Source organism: Micromonospora sp. NPDC002575 (genome assembly GCF_042889525.1).
Lineage (GTDB): Bacteria > Actinomycetota > Actinomycetes > Mycobacteriales > Micromonosporaceae > Micromonospora > Micromonospora carbonacea.
Map to the genome: position 1 here is coordinate 350384 of NZ_JBIARA010000004.1, position 17142 is coordinate 367525.

Annotated in this window: 16 protein-coding genes; all 16 read left to right on the forward strand. The window is 71.7% G+C overall.

Features of this window, described 5'->3' with window-relative positions; translation table 11 throughout:
• The first annotated feature begins 110 nt into the window (after positions 1 to 110).
• The 16 genes from ACFYWL_RS09365 (at position 111) to nuoL (ending at position 17107) form a co-directional block, all read left to right on the forward strand.
• Positions 111 to 1346 carry a cell wall anchor protein gene (locus ACFYWL_RS09365; RefSeq protein WP_386969590.1) on the forward strand — a complete coding sequence of 412 codons (1236 nt, stop codon included), beginning with the start codon at positions 111 to 113 and terminating at the stop codon, positions 1344 to 1346.
• Between the two features lie 103 nt (positions 1347 to 1449).
• Entirely contained in the window at positions 1450 to 2163 is a 714-nt protein-coding gene (locus ACFYWL_RS09370; protein WP_386969592.1) for a demethylmenaquinone methyltransferase, read from the forward strand.
• Positions 2164 to 2308: 145 nt separating this feature from the next.
• Complete coding sequence (locus ACFYWL_RS09375) at positions 2309 to 2536, forward strand: hypothetical protein (RefSeq protein ID WP_386969594.1); 228 nt, start codon at positions 2309 to 2311, stop codon at positions 2534 to 2536.
• 134 nt (positions 2537 to 2670) lie between these two features.
• A complete protein-coding gene (locus tag ACFYWL_RS09380) occupies positions 2671 to 3945 on the forward strand; it encodes a geranylgeranyl reductase family protein (RefSeq protein WP_386969597.1) in 1275 nt (424 codons plus the stop codon).
• A gap of 136 nt (positions 3946 to 4081) precedes the next feature.
• On the forward strand, positions 4082 to 4447 hold the full coding sequence (locus tag ACFYWL_RS09385) for an NADH-quinone oxidoreductase subunit A (protein ID WP_043961418.1): 366 nt from the start codon (positions 4082 to 4084) through the stop codon (positions 4445 to 4447).
• A gap of 14 nt (positions 4448 to 4461) precedes the next feature.
• Complete coding sequence (locus tag ACFYWL_RS09390; RefSeq protein ID WP_386969599.1) at positions 4462 to 5139, forward strand: NuoB/complex I 20 kDa subunit family protein; 678 nt, start codon at positions 4462 to 4464, stop codon at positions 5137 to 5139.
• Positions 5136 to 5864 (forward strand): NADH-quinone oxidoreductase subunit C, encoded by a 729-nt coding sequence (locus tag ACFYWL_RS09395; RefSeq protein WP_386969602.1) that lies wholly within the window; start codon positions 5136 to 5138, stop codon positions 5862 to 5864. Before ACFYWL_RS09390 ends, ACFYWL_RS09395 begins: the two co-directional genes overlap by 4 nt.
• Positions 5861 to 7186: an NADH-quinone oxidoreductase subunit D gene (locus tag ACFYWL_RS09400; RefSeq protein ID WP_386969605.1), complete on the forward strand. Its 1326-nt coding sequence runs from the start codon at positions 5861 to 5863 to the stop codon at positions 7184 to 7186. Before ACFYWL_RS09395 ends, ACFYWL_RS09400 begins: the two co-directional genes overlap by 4 nt.
• Entirely contained in the window at positions 7183 to 8274 is a 1092-nt protein-coding gene (gene nuoE / locus ACFYWL_RS09405) for an NADH-quinone oxidoreductase subunit NuoE (RefSeq protein WP_386969607.1), read from the forward strand. Before ACFYWL_RS09400 ends, nuoE begins: the two co-directional genes overlap by 4 nt.
• Positions 8271 to 9587: an NADH-quinone oxidoreductase subunit NuoF gene (nuoF, locus tag ACFYWL_RS09410; RefSeq protein WP_386969610.1), complete on the forward strand. Its 1317-nt coding sequence runs from the start codon at positions 8271 to 8273 to the stop codon at positions 9585 to 9587. Before nuoE ends, nuoF begins: the two co-directional genes overlap by 4 nt.
• Entirely contained in the window at positions 9587 to 12082 is a 2496-nt protein-coding gene (locus ACFYWL_RS09415; protein WP_386969613.1) for an NADH-quinone oxidoreductase subunit G, read from the forward strand. Before nuoF ends, ACFYWL_RS09415 begins: the two co-directional genes overlap by 1 nt.
• Positions 12079 to 13431: an NADH-quinone oxidoreductase subunit NuoH gene (gene nuoH, locus ACFYWL_RS09420; RefSeq protein WP_386969616.1), complete on the forward strand. Its 1353-nt coding sequence runs from the start codon at positions 12079 to 12081 to the stop codon at positions 13429 to 13431. Before ACFYWL_RS09415 ends, nuoH begins: the two co-directional genes overlap by 4 nt.
• Position 13432: 1 nt before the next feature.
• Entirely contained in the window at positions 13433 to 14074 is a 642-nt protein-coding gene (gene nuoI / locus ACFYWL_RS09425) for an NADH-quinone oxidoreductase subunit NuoI (protein WP_386969619.1), read from the forward strand.
• On the forward strand, positions 14071 to 14841 hold the full coding sequence (locus tag ACFYWL_RS09430; protein WP_386969622.1) for an NADH-quinone oxidoreductase subunit J: 771 nt from the start codon (positions 14071 to 14073) through the stop codon (positions 14839 to 14841). The genes nuoI and ACFYWL_RS09430 overlap by 4 nt, the downstream gene beginning before the upstream one ends.
• Positions 14838 to 15137, forward strand: a complete 300-nt coding sequence (nuoK, locus tag ACFYWL_RS09435) for an NADH-quinone oxidoreductase subunit NuoK (protein ID WP_007074133.1) — start codon at positions 14838 to 14840, stop codon at positions 15135 to 15137. The genes ACFYWL_RS09430 and nuoK overlap by 4 nt, the downstream gene beginning before the upstream one ends.
• A 26-nt stretch (positions 15138 to 15163) precedes the next feature.
• Entirely contained in the window at positions 15164 to 17107 is a 1944-nt protein-coding gene (nuoL, locus tag ACFYWL_RS09440; RefSeq protein WP_386969626.1) for an NADH-quinone oxidoreductase subunit L, read from the forward strand.
• Positions 17108 to 17142 lie beyond the last annotated feature (35 nt).

Below are 17142 nucleotides of genomic sequence, written 5' to 3' on the forward strand. Positions count from 1 at the left end.
GGTCGTGGTCGAAGCGATGAACAACGCGCGCTGCGGGTGGCGCGAAGGATCTACCTCGGATAACGTCCGCTCGATTCCGCAACCTCCCTCTCTCCTGTCTCGGGGGATCAATGACCTCGTTCCACCGTTCGGCGCTGGCCCGTGTCGGTGCCGCGGCGCTGCTGGCCGCCGGTGGCCTCGCCACCGTCGCCGCCCCGGCGCAGGCGGCCGACCAGGCCGACCTGGCGCTCGTCCCGCTCAGCCAGAACCTGGCCCGGGGCGTGCAGGCGGCCAAGGCCAAGCCGTTCAAGTTCACCGTCGACAACACCCGCAGCTCGGCCGTGGCCCGGGACGTCCGGGTCACCGTGGAGACGAAGGGGCTGACCCGGCGGGTCGGCTTCGTCGTTCCGCAGGGCTGCGACGTCGCCGGCACCACGTTCACCTGCCTGCTCGGCGACCTGGCCGGCGGCACCACCGAGGACTTCGGCATCCCGCTGTTCAGCGCGGGCCTCCAGGGCAACGGCGGGTCGCTGACGGTGACGATCACCTCGGCGACCGCCGACCCGAACACCGACGACAACACCGAGACCGTCGACATCACCGTGACCCGCCCGGGCTACGACCTCACCTCGTGGGTGCAGGACGGGTACGCCAACGTCGTGGTCGACGGCGCGCAGAACAGCGAGCCGGACCTCAAGCCGATCCCGCCCGGCGGCACCGCCCCGCTGGACTGGGCGGTCTACAACGACGGCAGCCGCAGGGCGACGGGCATCTTCTACATGCTCACCCTGCCGGCCAAGGTCAGCTTCGCGAAGCTGCCCGAGAACTGCGTCGAGCAGGAGATCGGCGGGCTGGCCCAGGCGCTCTGCGAGGACGCGGGCGCGGTGGTGAAGCCGGGCGAGTACTACACCGACGACGTGCGGGTGAAGGTCGCCGAGGACGCGGCCGAGCCGGTCCTGCGCCCGGGCGAGCTGTTCGCGTACGGGCTGGACGGGGCGGAGGGCGAGCCCGAGGAGGAGCCGCGCGTCGCCTCCTCGGCGCAGCGTCGCGCCTTCGCCGACGCGGACGAGGTCGACAACCAGGCCGTGTTCGACGTGTTCGTGGACCTGTCGGCCCAGCCCACCCCCACGCCCACGCCCACAGGTGAGCCGAGCGCCACGCCGACCGCGTCGCCCTCCGGGCAGCCGAGCGTCACCCCCTCGCCGAGCAACAGCAATGGTGGCGGGCTGCCGGTGACCGGCGTGCAGGCCGGCCTGATCGGTGGCGTCGGCGCGGCCGTGCTGCTGGTCGGCGGCGTGCTGCTGGTGCTGGCCCGCCGTCGCCGGGTGGTGCTGGTCACGCCGGGCGACGAGAAGTCGACCGACTGACCCGGGCACGACAGCCGGTCAGCGGCAGGGCACGACGGTACGGGCGGGGTGGGCGACCACCCCGCCCGTACCGCGTCCGGGCGGCGGCTGGCAGAGTGGAGGGGTGAGCCGTACCCCGCAGGGCCAGCGCGCCAGCCTGGACAAGCAGCCGCACGAGGTCGCCGCGATGTTCGACGGGGTGGCGGCCCGCTACGACCTGACCAACACGGTCCTCTCCTTCGGGCAGGACCGCTCGTGGCGGCGGGCCACCCGGGCGGCCCTGGGGCTCGGCCCCGGCGACCGGGTGCTGGACGTGGGCGCGGGCACCGGCGTCTCCACCGAGGAGCTGTCCCAGCCGGGCGCGTACGCGGTCGGCGTCGACCTCTCCCTCGGCATGCTGCACGCCGGCAAGCGGTCCCGCCCGACGGTGCCGCTGCTGGCCGGTGACGCGCTGCGGCTGCCCTTCGCCGACGCCAGCTTCGACGCGGTGACCATCTCCTTCGCGCTGCGCAACGTGTCGGACACCGACGCCGCCCTGCGCGAGCTGGCCCGGGTCACCCGGCCCGGCGGCCGGCTGGTGGTTTGCGAGTTCAGCACCCCGGTCAACCCCGCGTTCCGGACGGTCTACCTGTCGTACCTGATGCGGTCGCTGCCGGCGGTGGCCCGCACGGTGTCGAGCAACCCGGAGGCGTACGTCTACCTGGCCGAGTCGATCCGGGCGTGGCCGGACCAGCCGGCCCTGGCCGGGCGGATCGGCGCGACCGGCTGGGAGCGGGTGGCGTGGCGCAACCTCACGGGCGGCGTCGTGGCGCTGCACCGCGCGACCCGGCGCGCCTGACCCGCCGAGTCCCCCCGCGCGGCCGGCGCGGCACCGTGCCGCCCCGGTTTCTCCCGCGCGGCTGGCGCTGCACGTGCCGCCCTGGTTTGCCCGCAATTTTCCTGATTGCGCGGAAGTGATCCATTTTGCCGCTTAGGCTCGCGGCATGACCGGAGCAGATCAGGCGGGCGGCGCGCCGCCGGACGACGACGCGTCGGAGTTGGTCGCCCAGCTCCGGGGCCTTGCCGGGGCCGATCCCGCCGACGTGCGCCGCGTGGTGGCCGAGGTGCTGGCCGCGCTCGACCGGGTGGCCGGCGGCGCGCTGCGCGAACACCTGCCCGAGTCGATCCGGGCCGACGCCGGGCTGGACGCCGCGACGCCCGCCCCGTACTGACGACCGAAGTGGACCTTGGTGGCCCTCACCTCGGCAAGTTAGGGCCACCTAACCAGGCGCGCGTGTTGCGCCGGTCATAGACTCCACCCGACTGGCTTGTGAAGCATTTCACGAGCAGGCGGGAGGAGGCGCAGATGACCGCGGTGGAGAACGACGCCGACGTGATCGTCGTGGGCGCCGGTCCCGGCGGCTCGGCGACGGCATACCACCTGGCGCGGCACGGCGTCCGGGTGCTGCTGCTGGAGAAGACCGAGTTCCCCCGGGAGAAGGTCTGCGGCGACGGGCTGACCCCGCGCGCGGTCCGGCAGCTCATCCGGATGGGCGTGGACACCTCGACCGAGGCGGGCTGGCTGCACAACCGGGGCCTGCGCGTGATCGGCGGCGGTGTCCGGCTGGAGCTGGACTGGCCCGACCTGGCCAGCTTCCCCAACTACGGCCTGGTGCGCACCCGGCTGGACTTCGACGACCTGCTCGCCCAGCGCGCCGTCTCGGCCGGGGCGAAGCTGCGCACCAGCGTCAACGTGACAGGCCCGGTGCTCGACGCCGACGACCGGGTCGTCGGCGTGGTGGCCGAGGTCGGCCCGGAGAAGGAGCCCGCCACCTTCCGCGCGCCGCTGGTGGTCGCCGCCGACGGCGTCTCCGGCCGCTTCCCGCTCGCCCTCGGGCTGGCCAAGCGGGAGGACCGGCCGATCGGCGTGGCCGTCCGGCGCTACTACCGCTCGCCGGCCAAGCACGACGACGACTACCTGGAGTCGTGGCTGGAGCTGCGCGGCAAGGGCAACGGCGAGCTGCTGCCCGGCTACGGCTGGATCTTCGGCCTCGGCGACGGGCGGGTCAACGCCGGCCTCGGCATCCTCAACTCCTCCACCGCCTTCGGCAAGACCAACTACCGGCGGCTGCTCACCGACTGGCTGGCCAACACGCCGCAGGACTGGGGGCTGGCCGACGAGGCGAACGCCGAGGGGCCGATCCTCGGCGCGGCGCTGCCGATGGGCTTCAACCGGGTGCCGCACTACACCCGGGGCGTCCTGCTGGTCGGCGACTCCGGCGGCATGGTCAACCCATTCAACGGCGAGGGCATCGCCTACGCGATGGAGTCCGGCGAGCTGGCCGCCGAGGTCGCGGTGCAGGCCCTCGCCCGGCCGGCCGGCGCCGAGCGGGAGCGGGCGCTGCTGGCCTACCCGCAGGAGCTGAAGGCCCGCTTCGGCGGCTACTACCGGCTCGGCGGAATCTTCGTGAAGCTGATCGGCCGCCCGGAGATCATGCGGATCGCCACGAAGCACGGCATGCCGCACCCCGCCCTCATGCGCTTCGTGCTCAAGCTGCTGGCCAACCTGACCGACCCGCGCGGCGGGGACGCGATGGACCGGGTCATCAACGCGATGACGAAGGCGGCACCCGCCGTGTGAGCCGTCGGGTCGAGGTCGACGAGGACCGCCGGCCAGGCAGAGATCGACCCCCGCCGACAGCCGTCGTGAGGGACGTGAATAGTGTGATTTTGGCCCACCACCGCCGAGGGCAGGGAAGGACGAGCAGGAGACCACGATGACGCTCTCGCCTTACGCACCCATTATCGGGCTGTTCGCCCTCGCCGCGGCGTTCTCGCTGTTCTCCGTGGCCGCCGCCCGCTTCGCCGGCCCGCGCCGGTACAACAAGGCCAAGCTCGAGGCGTACGAGTGCGGCATCGAGCCCAGCCCGCAGCCCGTCGGGGGCGGCCGGTTCCCGATCAAGTTCTACCTGACGGCGATGCTCTTCATCGTCTTCGACATCGAGATCATCTTCCTCTACCCCTGGGCGGTCTCGTTCGACGCCCTGCCGATCTTTGGCTTCGTGGAGATGGTCCTGTTCATCGTCGCGGTCTTCGTCGCGTACGCCTATGTGTGGCGGCGCGGCGGCCTGGACTGGGACTGAGGGAGGTACGTCAGATGGGTATCGAGGAGAAGCTTCCCGCCGGCGTCCTGCTCACCTCCGTGGAGAAGCTGGTCAACTGGTCGCGGAAGTCGTCCGTCTGGGGCGCCACCTTCGGCCTGGCCTGCTGCGCCATCGAGATGATGGCCGCCGGTGGCCCGCACTACGACATGGGCCGCTGGGGCATGGAGGTGTTCCGCGCCTCGCCACGCCAGGCGGACCTGATGATCGTCGCCGGCCGGGTGAGCCAGAAGATGGCCCCGGTCCTGCGCCAGATCTACGACCAGATGGCCGAGCCCCGCTGGGTGCTCTCGATGGGCGTCTGCGCCAGCAGCGGCGGCATGTTCAACAACTACGCCATCGTGCAGGGCGTCGACCACATCGTCCCGGTCGACATGTACCTCCCGGGCTGCCCGCCCCGGCCGGAGATGCTCATCGACGCGATCCTCAAGCTCCGCGAGAAGATCATGTACGAGCCGCTGGGCCCGAACGGCCGCAAGATGCTCCAGGCCCGCCAGGAGCGCGGCGACGTCCCCGTCGTGCCGTACGGCTCGATGCCCTCGTCGTACCGCAACGACAAGGCCCGGCGCGCCGAGTGGACCCGGGCGGTCCGCGAGGGGCGCGAGGAGCAGTTGCGGATCGAGAACTGGATGAACGCGCAGAACCACCTCCACCCGCAGCGGGGGCCCAAGTGAGCGACAACAACAGCACCGGCGGCGTGCCTGTGCCGGCGACGCCGGCCGGCGCGAGCAGCGGCGCACCCGCCGAGCACCCGCCGTCGAGCCCCGCCGGGCGCGGCATGTTCGGCAACCAGGGCAGCGGCGACGTCTCCGGCTTCGGCGGCCTGGTCCGCCAGCGCCGGCCGATCGAGGAGGCCCCCCGGCCGTACGGGGGCTACTTCGACGAGGTCCGCGACGCGCTGGAGGAGGCGTACCCCGACTTCGGCGACGCGATCGAGAAGGTCGTTGTCGACCGGGGCGAGCTGACCCTGCACGTACGCCCGGAGCGCATCGCCGAGGTCTGCCAGGTGCTGCGCGACGACCTCGCGCTCCGCTTCGAGCTGTGCTCCTCGGTGTCCGGGGTGGACTACCTGGGCGCGGACGAGCGCCGGCTGCACGTGGTCTACCAGCTCACCTCCATGACCTACCGCCGCCGGCTGCGGCTGGAGGCCGCGGTCTCCGCCGAGGCCCCGCACCTGCCGAGCGTCACCGCCGTCTACCCGACCGCCGACTGGCAGGAGCGGGAGACGTACGACATGTTCGGCATCGTCTTCGACGGCCACCCCAACCTGACCCGGATCCTCATGCCGGACGACTGGGAGGGGCACCCGCAGCGCAAGGACTACCCGCTCGGCGGCGTGCCCGTCGAGTACAAGGGCGCGGAGATCCCCCCGCCGGACCGTAGGAGGTCCTACCAGTGACGACGTCGAACTACGCCACCGAGCGCGAGACGACCGAGGGCAAGGTCTTCACCGTCACCGGTGGGGACTGGGACCAGGTGGTCTCCGGCACGGACCCGATCAACGACGAGCGGATCGTCGTCAACATGGGTCCGCAGCACCCGTCGACCCACGGCGTGCTCCGGCTGATCCTTGAGCTGGAGGGCGAGACCGTCCGGGAGGCCCGGTCGGTCGTCGGCTACCTGCACACGGGCATCGAGAAGAACCTCGAGTACCGCAACTGGGTGCAGGGCTCGACGTTCGTGACCCGGATGGACTACCTCTCGCCGATCTTCAACGAGACGGCGTACAGCCTCGCGGTGGAGAAGCTGCTCGGCATCACCGACGACGTGACCGAGCGCGCCACGACGATCCGGGTCCTGATGATGGAGCTCAACCGGATCTCGTCGCACCTGGTCTGGCTGGCCACCACCGGCATGGAGCTGGGCGCGATCTCGATCATGCTGTACGGCTTCCGCGAGCGGGAGTACATCCTCGACATCTTCGAGACCATCACCGGCCTGCGGATGAACCACGCGTACGTCCGGCCGGGCGGCGTGGCGCAGGACGTCCCGGACGACGCGATCCGCAAGATCCGCGACTTCCTGAAGATGATGCCGAAGAAGCTCAAGGAGTACGAGGACCTCCTCTCCGGCCAGCCGATCTGGGTCGAGCGCACCAAGCACGTGGCGGTGCTCGACGTGACCGGCTGCCTGGCGCTGGGCGTCACCGGCCCGGTGCTGCGTTCCGCCGGCCTGCCGTGGGACCTGCGCAAGACGATGCCGTACTGCGGCTACGAGTCCTACGAGTTCGACGTGCCCACGCACCCGGACGGCGACGTCTGGGGCCGCTACCAGGTCCGCCTCGCCGAGATCCGGGAGTCGCTCAAGCTCGTCGAGCAGGCGCTGGACCGGCTCAAGCCGGGCCCGGTGATGGTGGCCGACCGCAAGATCGCCTGGCCGGCGCAGCTCGCCATCGGCGTGGACGGCATGGGCAACTCGCTGGAGCACGTCGCCAAGATCATGGGGCAGTCGATGGAGTCCCTGATCCACCACTTCAAGCTCGTCACCGAGGGCTTCCGGGTCCCGCCTGGCCAGGTGTACGTCGGCATCGAGTCGCCCCGGGGCGAGCTGGGCGTGCACGCGGTCTCCGACGGCGGCACCCGGCCCTACCGGGTGCACTACCGGGAGCCGAGCTTCGTCAACCTCCAGGCCCTCCCGGCGATGGCCGAGGGCGGCCTGATCGCCGACGTGATCGCCGGCGGTGCCTCGTTGGACCCCGTGATGGGTGGTTGTGACCGATGAGCGTTTTCACTGAGCAGACGCGGGAGCGGGCGCGCGAGATCATCGCCCGCTACCCGGCCGATCGGTCCCGGTCGGCGCTGCTGCCGCTGCTGCACCTGGTGCAGTCGGAGGAGGGGTACGTCTCCCCGGCCGGCGTCGAGTTCTGCGCCGAGGTGCTCGGCCTGAACAAGGCCCAGGTCGGCGCGGTCGCCACCTTCTACACGATGTACAAGCGCCGGCCGACCGGTGACTACCTGGTCAGCGTCTGCACCAACACCATGTGCAACGTGCTGGGCGGGCAGGAGGTCTACGACACCCTCGCCGAGCACCTGGGCGTCGGGCACGACGAGACCACCGCCGACGGCAAGGTCACCCTGGAGCACGCCGAGTGCCTCGCGGCCTGCGACTACGGCCCCGTCATGACGGTCAACTACGACTTCTTCGACGGCGTCGACCCGCAGACCGCCGTCGGCGTGGTCGAGGAGCTGCGGGCCGGCGGCCGGCCGATGCCGACCCGGGGCGCGCGGCTCTGCACGCTGAAGGAGATGTCGGTGCAGCTCGCCGGCTTCGCCGACGAGCGCCAGGGCGCGGTCGCCGACGGCGGCCCGGGCGAGCCCACCCTGCGGGGCCTGCGGCTGGCCGAGCAGCACGGCATCTCGGTGCCGGGCTACGACCCGAACACCCCGATCCGGAGCAAGGCCGAGGCCGACCGGGCGGCAGCCGAGGCCAAGGCCAAGGCAGACGCCGAGAAGGCCGCCGCCGAGGCCAGGGCGAAGGCCGAGGCGGAGAAGGCCGCGCCCGCCGCGCGGCCGGAGCCGGTGTCGCCCGCCGCCGCGACCGGCAGCACCGCCCCCGACGTGAAGTCCCCGGACGACAAGTCGCCCCAGGTGCGCGCCGCCGAGACGCGGCAGCCCGACGCGCGTACCGCCGTGCCGGACGCCCCCGGCACCAAGGTCCCGGCCGACGGGGTGCCCCCGGCCCCGCGCGATGCCCGGGAGGCCCAGGCCGCCGGTGCCGCCGCGAACCCGCCGGCCGGCGACGGCAAGCCCGCCGGCGACGACGCCGACGCCCAGGAGCGCTCCCTCAAGGAAGCGGAGGCCCAGCAGTGACGACTCCCCGGCCGGAGACCCTGGCCAAGCTCACCCCCGTACTCACCAAGCGTTGGCTGTCGCCGGACGCCTGGCGGATCGGCACCTACGAGAAGCTCGACGGCTACGCCGCCCTGCGCAAGGCGCTCCGGGCGCACCCGGACGACCTGATCCAGCTCATCAAGGACTCCGGGCTGCGCGGTCGTGGCGGCGCGGGCTTCCCGACCGGCCTGAAGTGGGGCTTCATCCCGCAGGGCGACGGCAAGCCGCACTACCTGGTGGTCAACGCCGACGAGGGCGAGCCGGGCACCTGCAAGGACCTGCCGCTGATGACCCACGACCCGCACTCGCTGGTCGAGGGCGTGATCATCGGGTCGTACGCGATCCGGGCCAGCCGGGCGTACATCTACATCCGGGGCGAGGCGGTGCACGCCGCGCGCCGGCTGCGCAACGCCGTCCAGGAGGCGTACGCCAAGGGCTACCTCGGGCGCAACATCCTCGGCTCCGGGTTCGACCTGGACCTGGTGGTGCACTCGGGCGCGGGGGCGTACATCTGCGGCGAGGAGACCGCGCTGCTGGACTCGCTGGAGGGCTTCCGGGGCCAGCCCCGGCTGCGCCCGCCGTTCCCGGCGACCCACGGCCTCTACGCCAGCCCCACCGTGGTCAACAACGTCGGCACCATCGCCAGCGTGCCGTACATCGTGCTCGGCGGCGCCGACTGGTGGAAGACCATGGGCACGGAGAAGTCGTCCGGGCCGATGATCTACTCGCTCTCCGGGCGGGTCGCCAACCCCGGCCAGTACGAGTGCACGATGGGCGTCACGCTGCGCGAGCTGCTGGAGCTGGCCGGCGGGATGCAGCCGGGCCACAACCTGCGGTTCTGGACCCCGGGCGGCTCGTCCACCCCGCTGCTCACCGCCGAGCACCTGGACGTGCCGCTGGACTTCGAGGGGGTGGCGGCGGCCGGCTCGATCCTGGGCACCACGGCCACCCAGATCTTCTCCGACCAGGACTGCCCGGTCTACGCGACCTACCGGTGGCTGGAGTTCTACCACCACGAGTCGTGCGGCAAGTGCACCCCGTGCCGCGAGGGCAACTACTGGATGGTCCGGGTCTACCGGCGGATCCTCGCCGGCCAGGGCACCCACGAGGACCTGGACACCCTGCTCGACACCTGCGACAACATCCTCGGCCGCTCGTTCTGCGGTCTGGGCGACGGTGCGACCAGCTCGGTGACCTCGTCGCTGAAGTACTTCAAGCAGGACTACCTCGACTACATCGAGGGACGTACCGCGCCGAAGCTGTCGGACAAGCAGCTGGTGGGAGCGCACTGATGACCGACGTAGCCAAGCAGACCGAGACCGTCACGCTCACCATCGACGGCGTCGAGGTCACCGCACCCAAGGGCGCGCTGCTGATCCGGGTCGCCGAGCAGCTCGGCACCGAGATCCCGCGCTTCTGCGACCACCCGCTGCTGGCCCCGGCCGGCGCGTGCCGCCAGTGCCTGGTGGAGGTGGAGGGCCAGCGCAAGCCGGTGGCCTCCTGCACCCAGACCGTCGCCGAGGGCATGGTGGTGCGCACCCAGCTCACCTCGCCGGTCGCCAAGAAGGCACAGGAGGGGGTCATGGAGCTGCTGCTCATGAACCACCCCCTCGACTGCCCGATGTGTGACAAGGGCGGCGAGTGCCCGCTGCAGAACCAGGCGATGTCCACCGGCCGCACGGACTCCCGGTTCCACGAGCACAAGCGGGAATACCCCAAGCCGCTGCCGATCAGCACCCAGGTGCTGCTCGACCGCGAGCGCTGCGTGCTCTGCCAGCGCTGCACCCGGTTCTCCGAGGAGATCGCGGGCGACAAGTTCATCGACCTGATGGGCCGGTCGTCCGCCGAGGAGATCAACATCTACCGGGACGAGGCGTACGGGGAGGAGGGCGACGCGGGCGACGTCCCGTTCAACTCCTACTTCTCCGGCAACACCGTGCAGATCTGCCCGGTGGGCGCGCTCACCGGCGCGCAGTACCGGTTCCGGGCCCGCCCGTTCGACCTGGTCTCCAGCCCCAGCGTCTGCGAGCACTGCTCGGCCGGCTGCGCGCAGCGCACCGACTGGCGGCGCGGCAAGGTGCTGCGCCGGCTGGCCGGCGACGACCCGCAGGTCAACGAGGAGTGGAACTGCGACAAGGGGCGCTGGGGCTTCCAGTACACCCGCGCGTTCGACCGGCTCACCAACCCGCTCGTGCGCGACGCCGCGACCGGTGAGCTGCGCGAGGCGTCGTGGAGCGAGGCGCTGACCGTCGCCGCCGAGGGGCTGGCCGCGGCCCGGGACTCCGCCCGGGGCACGGCGGTGCTGACCGGCGGCCGGCTCACCGTCGAGGACGCCTACGCGTACGCGAAGTTCGCCCGGGTCGCCCTGCGCACCAACGACATCGACTTCCGGGCCCGGCCGGTCTCCCGCGAGGAGTCCGACTTCCTGGCCAGCTCGGTCGCCGGGCGCACCGACGTCACCTACGCGGACGTGGAGAACGCCCCCGCCGTGGTGCTCGTCGGCCTGGAGCCGGAGGAGGAGTGCCCGATCCTCTTCCTGCGGCTGCGCAAGGCGTACCTGAAGAAGAAGCTGACGGTGTACGCGATCGCGCCGTTCGCCACCCGCGGCCTGGAGAAGCTCGGGGCCAAGCTGGCCCGGGTGGCGCCGGGCGAGGAGGCGAGCGTGCTCGCCGAGCACGCCACGGTGGCCGAGGCGCTGAGCGCCCCCGGCGCGATCCTGATCGTCGGCGAGCGGCTGGGCGAGGTGCCCGGCGGCCTGTCGGCGGCGGCGGACGTGGCCCGGCGTACGGGCGCGAAGCTGGCCTGGGTGCCGCGGCGCGCGGGTGACCGGGGCGCGGTCGACGCGGGCTGCCTGCCCAACCTGCTCCCCGGCGGCCGTCCGGTCACCGAGCCGGCCGCGCGGGCCGAGCTGGGCGAGGCGTGGGACATCCCGGCCGGCGTGATCCCGAGCCAGGCCGGCCGGGACACCGACGCCATCCTCGCGGCGGCGGCGGGCGGCCAGCTCGGCGCGCTGGTGGTGGCCGGCGTCGACCCGGCCGACCTGGCCGACCCCCGGCTGGCCGAGCAGGCCCTGGATGCGGTGCCGTTCCTGGTCAGCCTGGAGCTGCGGATGAGCGCGGTGGCCCGCCGGGCGGACGTGGTCCTCCCGGTCGCCCCGGTGGCCGAGAAGGCCGGCAGCTTCCTGGACTGGGAGGGCCGCCTGCGCCCCTTCGAGGCGGTCCTGCACACCGCCGCGATGACCGACGGCCGGGTGCTCGACGCCCTCGCCGCGCTGCTCGACGTGCAACTCGGCACCGGCGACGTGCTCAGCGTCCGCCGCGAGCTGGGCAGCCTGCCGCCGACCCGGGCCGACCGGCCGTCCACGCCGTCGGTGCAGCCGGCCACGGTGCCGCAGCCGGGTGCCGGGGAGGCCGTGCTGGCCACCTGGCACCAGCTCGTCGACCTGGGCAGCCTGACCGACGGCGACGAGCACCTCGGCGGCACCGCCCGCCCGCCGGTGGCCCGGCTGGGCAAGGGCACCGCGGAGGCGCTCGGCGTCGCCGACGGCGACCCGGTGACGGTGGGCACCGACCGGGGGGCCATCACCCTGCCGGCGGCGATCACCGAGATGCCCGACGGCGTCGTCTGGCTGCCGACCAACTCACCCGGCTCCACCGTGCGGCGCGGCCTCGGCGCGACGTCCGGCACGGTGGTACGGATCAGCGCGCCCGCCGCGACCGCCCCGGTCGCCGCCGACGTCGCCGGCCGCCCGGGTCCCCTCCTCAACACCGGGGGTGTTTCCCAGTGAACGCGGTCTACCTCGCGCAGGACCCGACGCTGGCCGACTTCGGCAAGGACCCGTGGTGGCTGGTCCTGATCAAGGTCCTGTTCGCCTTCGTCTTCGGCCTGCTGGCCACGCTGCTCGGCGTCTGGTTCGAGCGGCGGGTCGTCGGCTACATGCAGGTGCGGCCCGGCCCCAACCAGGCCGGCCCGTTCGGCCTGCTCCAGACGCTCGCCGACGGCCTGAAGATGGCCTTCAAGGAGGACATCCTCCCGAAGGCGGCGGACAAGGTCGTCTACTTCTTCGCGCCGGTCATCTCGGTGGTCTGCGCGGTCACCGCGCTGTCGGTGATCCCGTTCGGCCCGATGGTCAGCATCTTCGGCCACCGGACGCCGTTGCAGGTCACCGACGTGCCGGTGGCGGTGCTGGTGCTGCTGGCCTGCTCGTCGCTGGCCGTCTACGGCATCGTGCTCGGCGGCTGGGCGTCCGGTTCGACGTACCCGCTGCTCGGCGGCCTGCGCTCCAGCGCCCAGATGATCTCGTACGAGGTCGCGATGGGGCTGAGCATCGTGGCGGTGTTCATGACCGCCGGGACGATGTCGACCAGCGGGATCGTCGCCGCCCAGGGCGACGCCACCCGGCTGACCATCGCCGGCGTCGAGGTGCCGGCCCCCGGCTGGTACGCGATCCTGCTGCTGCCGAGCTTCATCATCTTCTTCATCGCCACCGTCGGTGAGACCAACCGGGCCCCGTTCGACCTCCCCGAGGCCGAGTCGGAGCTGGTCGCCGGCTTCATGACGGAATACAGCTCGCTGAAGTTCGCGCTGTTCATGCTCAGCGAGTACGTGGCGATGGTGACCATGTCCGCGGTCACCACGACGCTGTTCCTCGGCGGCTGGCGGGCCCCCTGGCCGATCACCCTCTGGGAGGGGGCGAACTCCGGCTGGTGGCCGATGCTGTGGTTCTTCGGCAAGGTGCTGGCCCTGGTCTTCGTCTTCGTCTGGCTGCGGGGCACCCTGCCCCGGCTCCGCTACGACCAGTTCATGCGGTTCGGCTGGAAGGTGCTGCTGCCGATCAACCTGGTCTGGATCCTGGTCCTGGCCGGCCTGCGTTCGATCGAGGGCTGGCAGACCCGGGACCGGCTGCTCGCCACGGGCCTCGGCGCGGGCGTGCTGCTGCTGGTGACGCTGCTGTGGCCCAGCCGCAAGAAGGAGCCGCAGCCGACGCTCCAGGAGCAGGTCAACAGCCGCCCGCACGGCAGCTTCCCGCTGCCACCGATGGACCTGCAAGTGCCACCGAGCCCGCGCACCAAGCGCGTGGTCGCCGAGCGGGAGCCGGCCAACGTCGCCGCCGGCTCGGACTCCAGGGAGGTGTGACGTGGGCGCGATCACCGGAACGTTCAAGGGCTTCGGGGTCACCTTCTCGCACATGTTCAGGAAGGTCGTCACGACCGACTACCCGTTCAAGCCGCCGGTCTCGGCGCCGCGCTACCACGGGCGGCACATCCTCAACCGGCACCCGGACGGCCTGGAGAAGTGCATCGGCTGCGAGCTGTGCGCCTGGGCCTGCCCGGCCGACGCGATCTACGTCGAGGGCGGGGACAACACCGAGGAGAACCGGCTGTCCCCGGGTGAGCGGCACGCGTCGGTCTACCAGATCAACTACGCCCGCTGCATCTTCTGCGGGCTCTGCATCGAGGCCTGCCCGACCCGGTCGCTCACCATGAGCAACGAGTACGAGCTGGCCCGGGACAACCGGCAGGACCTGATCTTCACGAAGGAGCAGCTGCTCGCGCCGCTGCTGCCGGGCATGGAGCAGCCGCCGCACCCGATGCGGCTCGGCGACAGCGAGAAGGACTACTACGTCGGCGCGCTGAGCAACCCGGGCACCTCCGCCGGGGCCGAGCGCGCGGCGAACAGCCCCGGTCGCTACCAGGTCGAGGAGCACCCCGGGGTGACCTTCCCCGGCGCCGAGCAGCAGGCCCAGCGGGCTGCGGCGGGCAAGGGGGACGAGGCATGACCACGCAGACGGTGCTCGCCGCGGCGGGCGGGGTCTCCGGCGGCGAGGAGGTCACCTTCTGGATCCTCGCCCCGCTGGCGCTGCTCGGCGCGATCGGCATGATCGCGGCCCGCAACGCCGTGCACTCGGCGCTCTGGCTGGTGCTGACGATGCTCTGCCTGGGCGTGTTCTACGTCCTGCAGGCCGGGCCGTTCATCGGCATGGTGCAGATCATCGTCTACACCGGCGCGATCATGATGCTCTTCCTGTTCGTGCTGATGCTGGTCGGCCGGGACTCCTCGGACTCGCTGATCGAGACCCTGCGCGGCCAGCGGGTCGCCGCCGTGGTGCTCGGCCTCGGCTTCGCCGGCCTGGTCGGCGGCGGCCTCTACCGGGGTCTCGGCGGTGTCTCGGCGGTCGGCCTGGAGCAGGCCAACGCCGAGGGCAACGTGCAGGGCATCGCCCGGCTGCTGTTCACCAAGTACGTCTTCGCCTTCGAGCTGACCTCGGCGCTGCTGATCACCGCGGCCGTCGGCGCGATGGTGCTGGCGCACATCGAGCGGCGTCGGGAGGACAAGATGGACCAGATCGCCACCATGAAGGCCCGCTTCGCCCCGGGCAACTACCCCGGCCCGAAGCCCGGCCCGGGTGTCTTCGCCACCTCGTCCTCGGTGGCCACGCCGGCCCGCCTGCCCGACGGCCGGCTGACCGAGCGCAGCATCCCGGAGATCATGCCGGCCCGGGAGCTGACCGCCGAGGAGACCACGCTGAAGGGGACGGACCGGTGACCCCGGACTACTATCTCGTGCTCGCCGCGGTGCTGTTCACCATCGGCGCGGTGGGGGTGCTCGTCCGCCGCAACGCGATCGTGCTGTTCATGTGCGTCGAGCTGATGCTGAACGCGGCCAACCTGACCCTGGTCACCTTCAGCCGGATCAACGGTGACCTGAACGGCCAGATCATGTCGTTCTTCGTGATGGTGGTGGCCGCGGCGGAGGTCGTGGTCGGCCTCGCGATCATCATGTCCATCTTCCGGACCCGGCGCTCGGCCAGCGTCGACGACGCCAACCTGCTGAAGTACTAAGGGGCCCTGCGGTGGGAGAGATTCTGATGAACGCCCCGGCTGAGCCGGCAGGTGAAGTCGCCTACGCTGCGGCGAGCGGCCTGCTGGGCAGCTTCTGGCTGCTGGTGGCGATTCCGCTGGCCAGCGCGGCGGTCCTGCTGCTGCTGGGGCGGCGGGCCGACCGGTGGGGGCACTGGCTCGGGGTGGCCGCGATCGGGGCCTCCTTCGTGCTCGGCCTGACCTACTTCTTCCAGCTCCGCGGCCTGGAGAACAAGTCGGCGGAGCTGAGCCTGTGGGACTTCATCGCCGTCGGTGACCTGCACGTGGACTTCGGCCTGCTGTTCGATCCGCTGGCCGCGGTCTTCGTCCTGCTGATCACCGGGGTGGGCTTCCTGATCCACCTGTACGCGGTCGAGTACATGGCGCACGACGAGGGCCGGCGGCGGTTCTTCGCCTACTTCAACCTCTTCGTCGCCGCGATGCTCCTGCTGGTGCTCGGCAACAACTACGTGATGCTCTACTTCGGCTGGGAGGGCGTCGGCCTGGCGTCGTACCTGCTGATCTCCTTCTGGTACGGCCGGCCGAGCGCGGCCACCGCCGGCAAGAAGGCGTTCCTGATGAACCGGGTCGGCGACGCCGGCCTGGCCATCGGCATCTTCGTCATGTTCGCCACCCTCGGCACCACGCAGTACGACGAGGTGTTCAACGGCGTCGGCTCGCTGACCGGCACCACGGTGCTGGTGCTCGGCCTGCTGCTGCTGCTCGGCGCGGCCGGCAAGTCCGGCCAGTTCCCGCTCCAGGCGTGGCTGCCGGACGCGATGGAGGGCCCGACCCCGGTGTCGGCGCTCATCCACGCCGCCACCATGGTCACCGCCGGCGTCTACCTGATCGCCCGGTCCAACCCGGTCTTCTCGGCCAACTCGACGCTCCAGCTCGTGGTGGTCAGCGTCGGCGCGCTGACCCTGCTGCTCGGCTGCGTCATCGGCGCGGCCAAGGACGACATCAAGCGGGTGCTGGCCTGGTCGACGGTCAGCCAGATCGGCTACATGTTCCTCGGCGTCGGCCTCGGCGGCGGGGCGTACGCCCTGGCGATCATCCACCTGCTGGCGCACGGCTTCTTCAAGGCCAACATGTTCCTCGGCGCGGGCTCGGTCATGCACGGCATGAACGACCAGGTGGACATCCGCCGCTTCGGCGGGCTGTCGAAGCACATGAAGGTCACCTGGCTCACGTTCATGATGGGCTGGCTGGCCATCATCGGCCTGCCGCCGCTGTCCGGCTACTTCTCCAAGGAGCCGATCATCGTCGCCGCCTTCACGCGCGACGACTGGACGGCGTGGCTGTTCGGCGGCGCGGCGCTGCTCGGCGCGGGGCTCACCGCGTTCTACATGACCCGGCTGTTCGTCCTCACCTTCCACGGCCCGAAGCGGTGGACCGAGGACATCGAGCACCCGCACGAGTCGCCGAAGCTGATGACGATCCCGCTGATCCTGCTGGCGATCGGTTCGGTGGTCGCCGGTGGCCTGATGGTGTGGAACGACGGCCTGGCCTCCTGGCTGACGCCGGTGCTCGGCGAGGCCGGCGAGGAGCACCACGCCGTGCTGTCGCACACGGTGATCACGATCCTGTCGCTGGTCGTCACGATCGCCGGGGCCGGGCTCGCCTGGTCGCTGTTCCGCAACGGCACGGCCACCGAGCCGCAGCCGGCGGGTGTGCTGGTCACCGCCGCCCGGCGCAACCTCTACACCGACGCCTTCAACGAGGCGGTCTTCGAGAAGCCGGGGATCTTCCTCACCCGGGCGCTGGTCTTCCTCGACAACCGGGGCGTCGACGGGCTGGTCAACGGCCTCGCCGCCGCCGTGGGCGGGGGCTCCGGCCGGCTCCGGCGGCTGCAGACCGGCTTCGTCCGGTCGTACGCGACGTCCATCCTCACCGGCGCGCTGCTGGTGGTGGCGGCGTTCCTGGCCGTGCAGGCGGGGTGGCTGGCGTGATCGACCTCTCTACGGCCGCCCCCGCCGGCGGACCA

Excerpts from the sequence above, each read along its gene's own strand:
- ACFYWL_RS09365 (WP_386969590.1), top strand. The coding sequence starts at position 111 with ATGACCTCGTTCCACCGTTCGGCGCTGGCCCGTGTCGGTGCCGCGGCG.
- ACFYWL_RS09375 (WP_386969594.1), top strand. The coding sequence starts at position 2,309 with ATGACCGGAGCAGATCAGGCGGGCGGCGCGCCGCCGGACGACGACGCG.
- ACFYWL_RS09380 (WP_386969597.1), top strand. The coding sequence starts at position 2,671 with ATGACCGCGGTGGAGAACGACGCCGACGTGATCGTCGTGGGCGCCGGT.
- ACFYWL_RS09385 (WP_043961418.1), top strand. The coding sequence starts at position 4,082 with ATGACGCTCTCGCCTTACGCACCCATTATCGGGCTGTTCGCCCTCGCC.
- ACFYWL_RS09390 (WP_386969599.1), top strand. The coding sequence starts at position 4,462 with ATGGGTATCGAGGAGAAGCTTCCCGCCGGCGTCCTGCTCACCTCCGTG.
- nuoE (WP_386969607.1), top strand. The coding sequence starts at position 7,183 with ATGAGCGTTTTCACTGAGCAGACGCGGGAGCGGGCGCGCGAGATCATC.
- ACFYWL_RS09415 (WP_386969613.1), top strand. The coding sequence starts at position 9,587 with ATGACCGACGTAGCCAAGCAGACCGAGACCGTCACGCTCACCATCGAC.
- ACFYWL_RS09430 (WP_386969622.1), top strand. The coding sequence starts at position 14,071 with ATGACCACGCAGACGGTGCTCGCCGCGGCGGGCGGGGTCTCCGGCGGC.
- nuoL (WP_386969626.1), top strand. The coding sequence starts at position 15,164 with ATGAACGCCCCGGCTGAGCCGGCAGGTGAAGTCGCCTACGCTGCGGCG.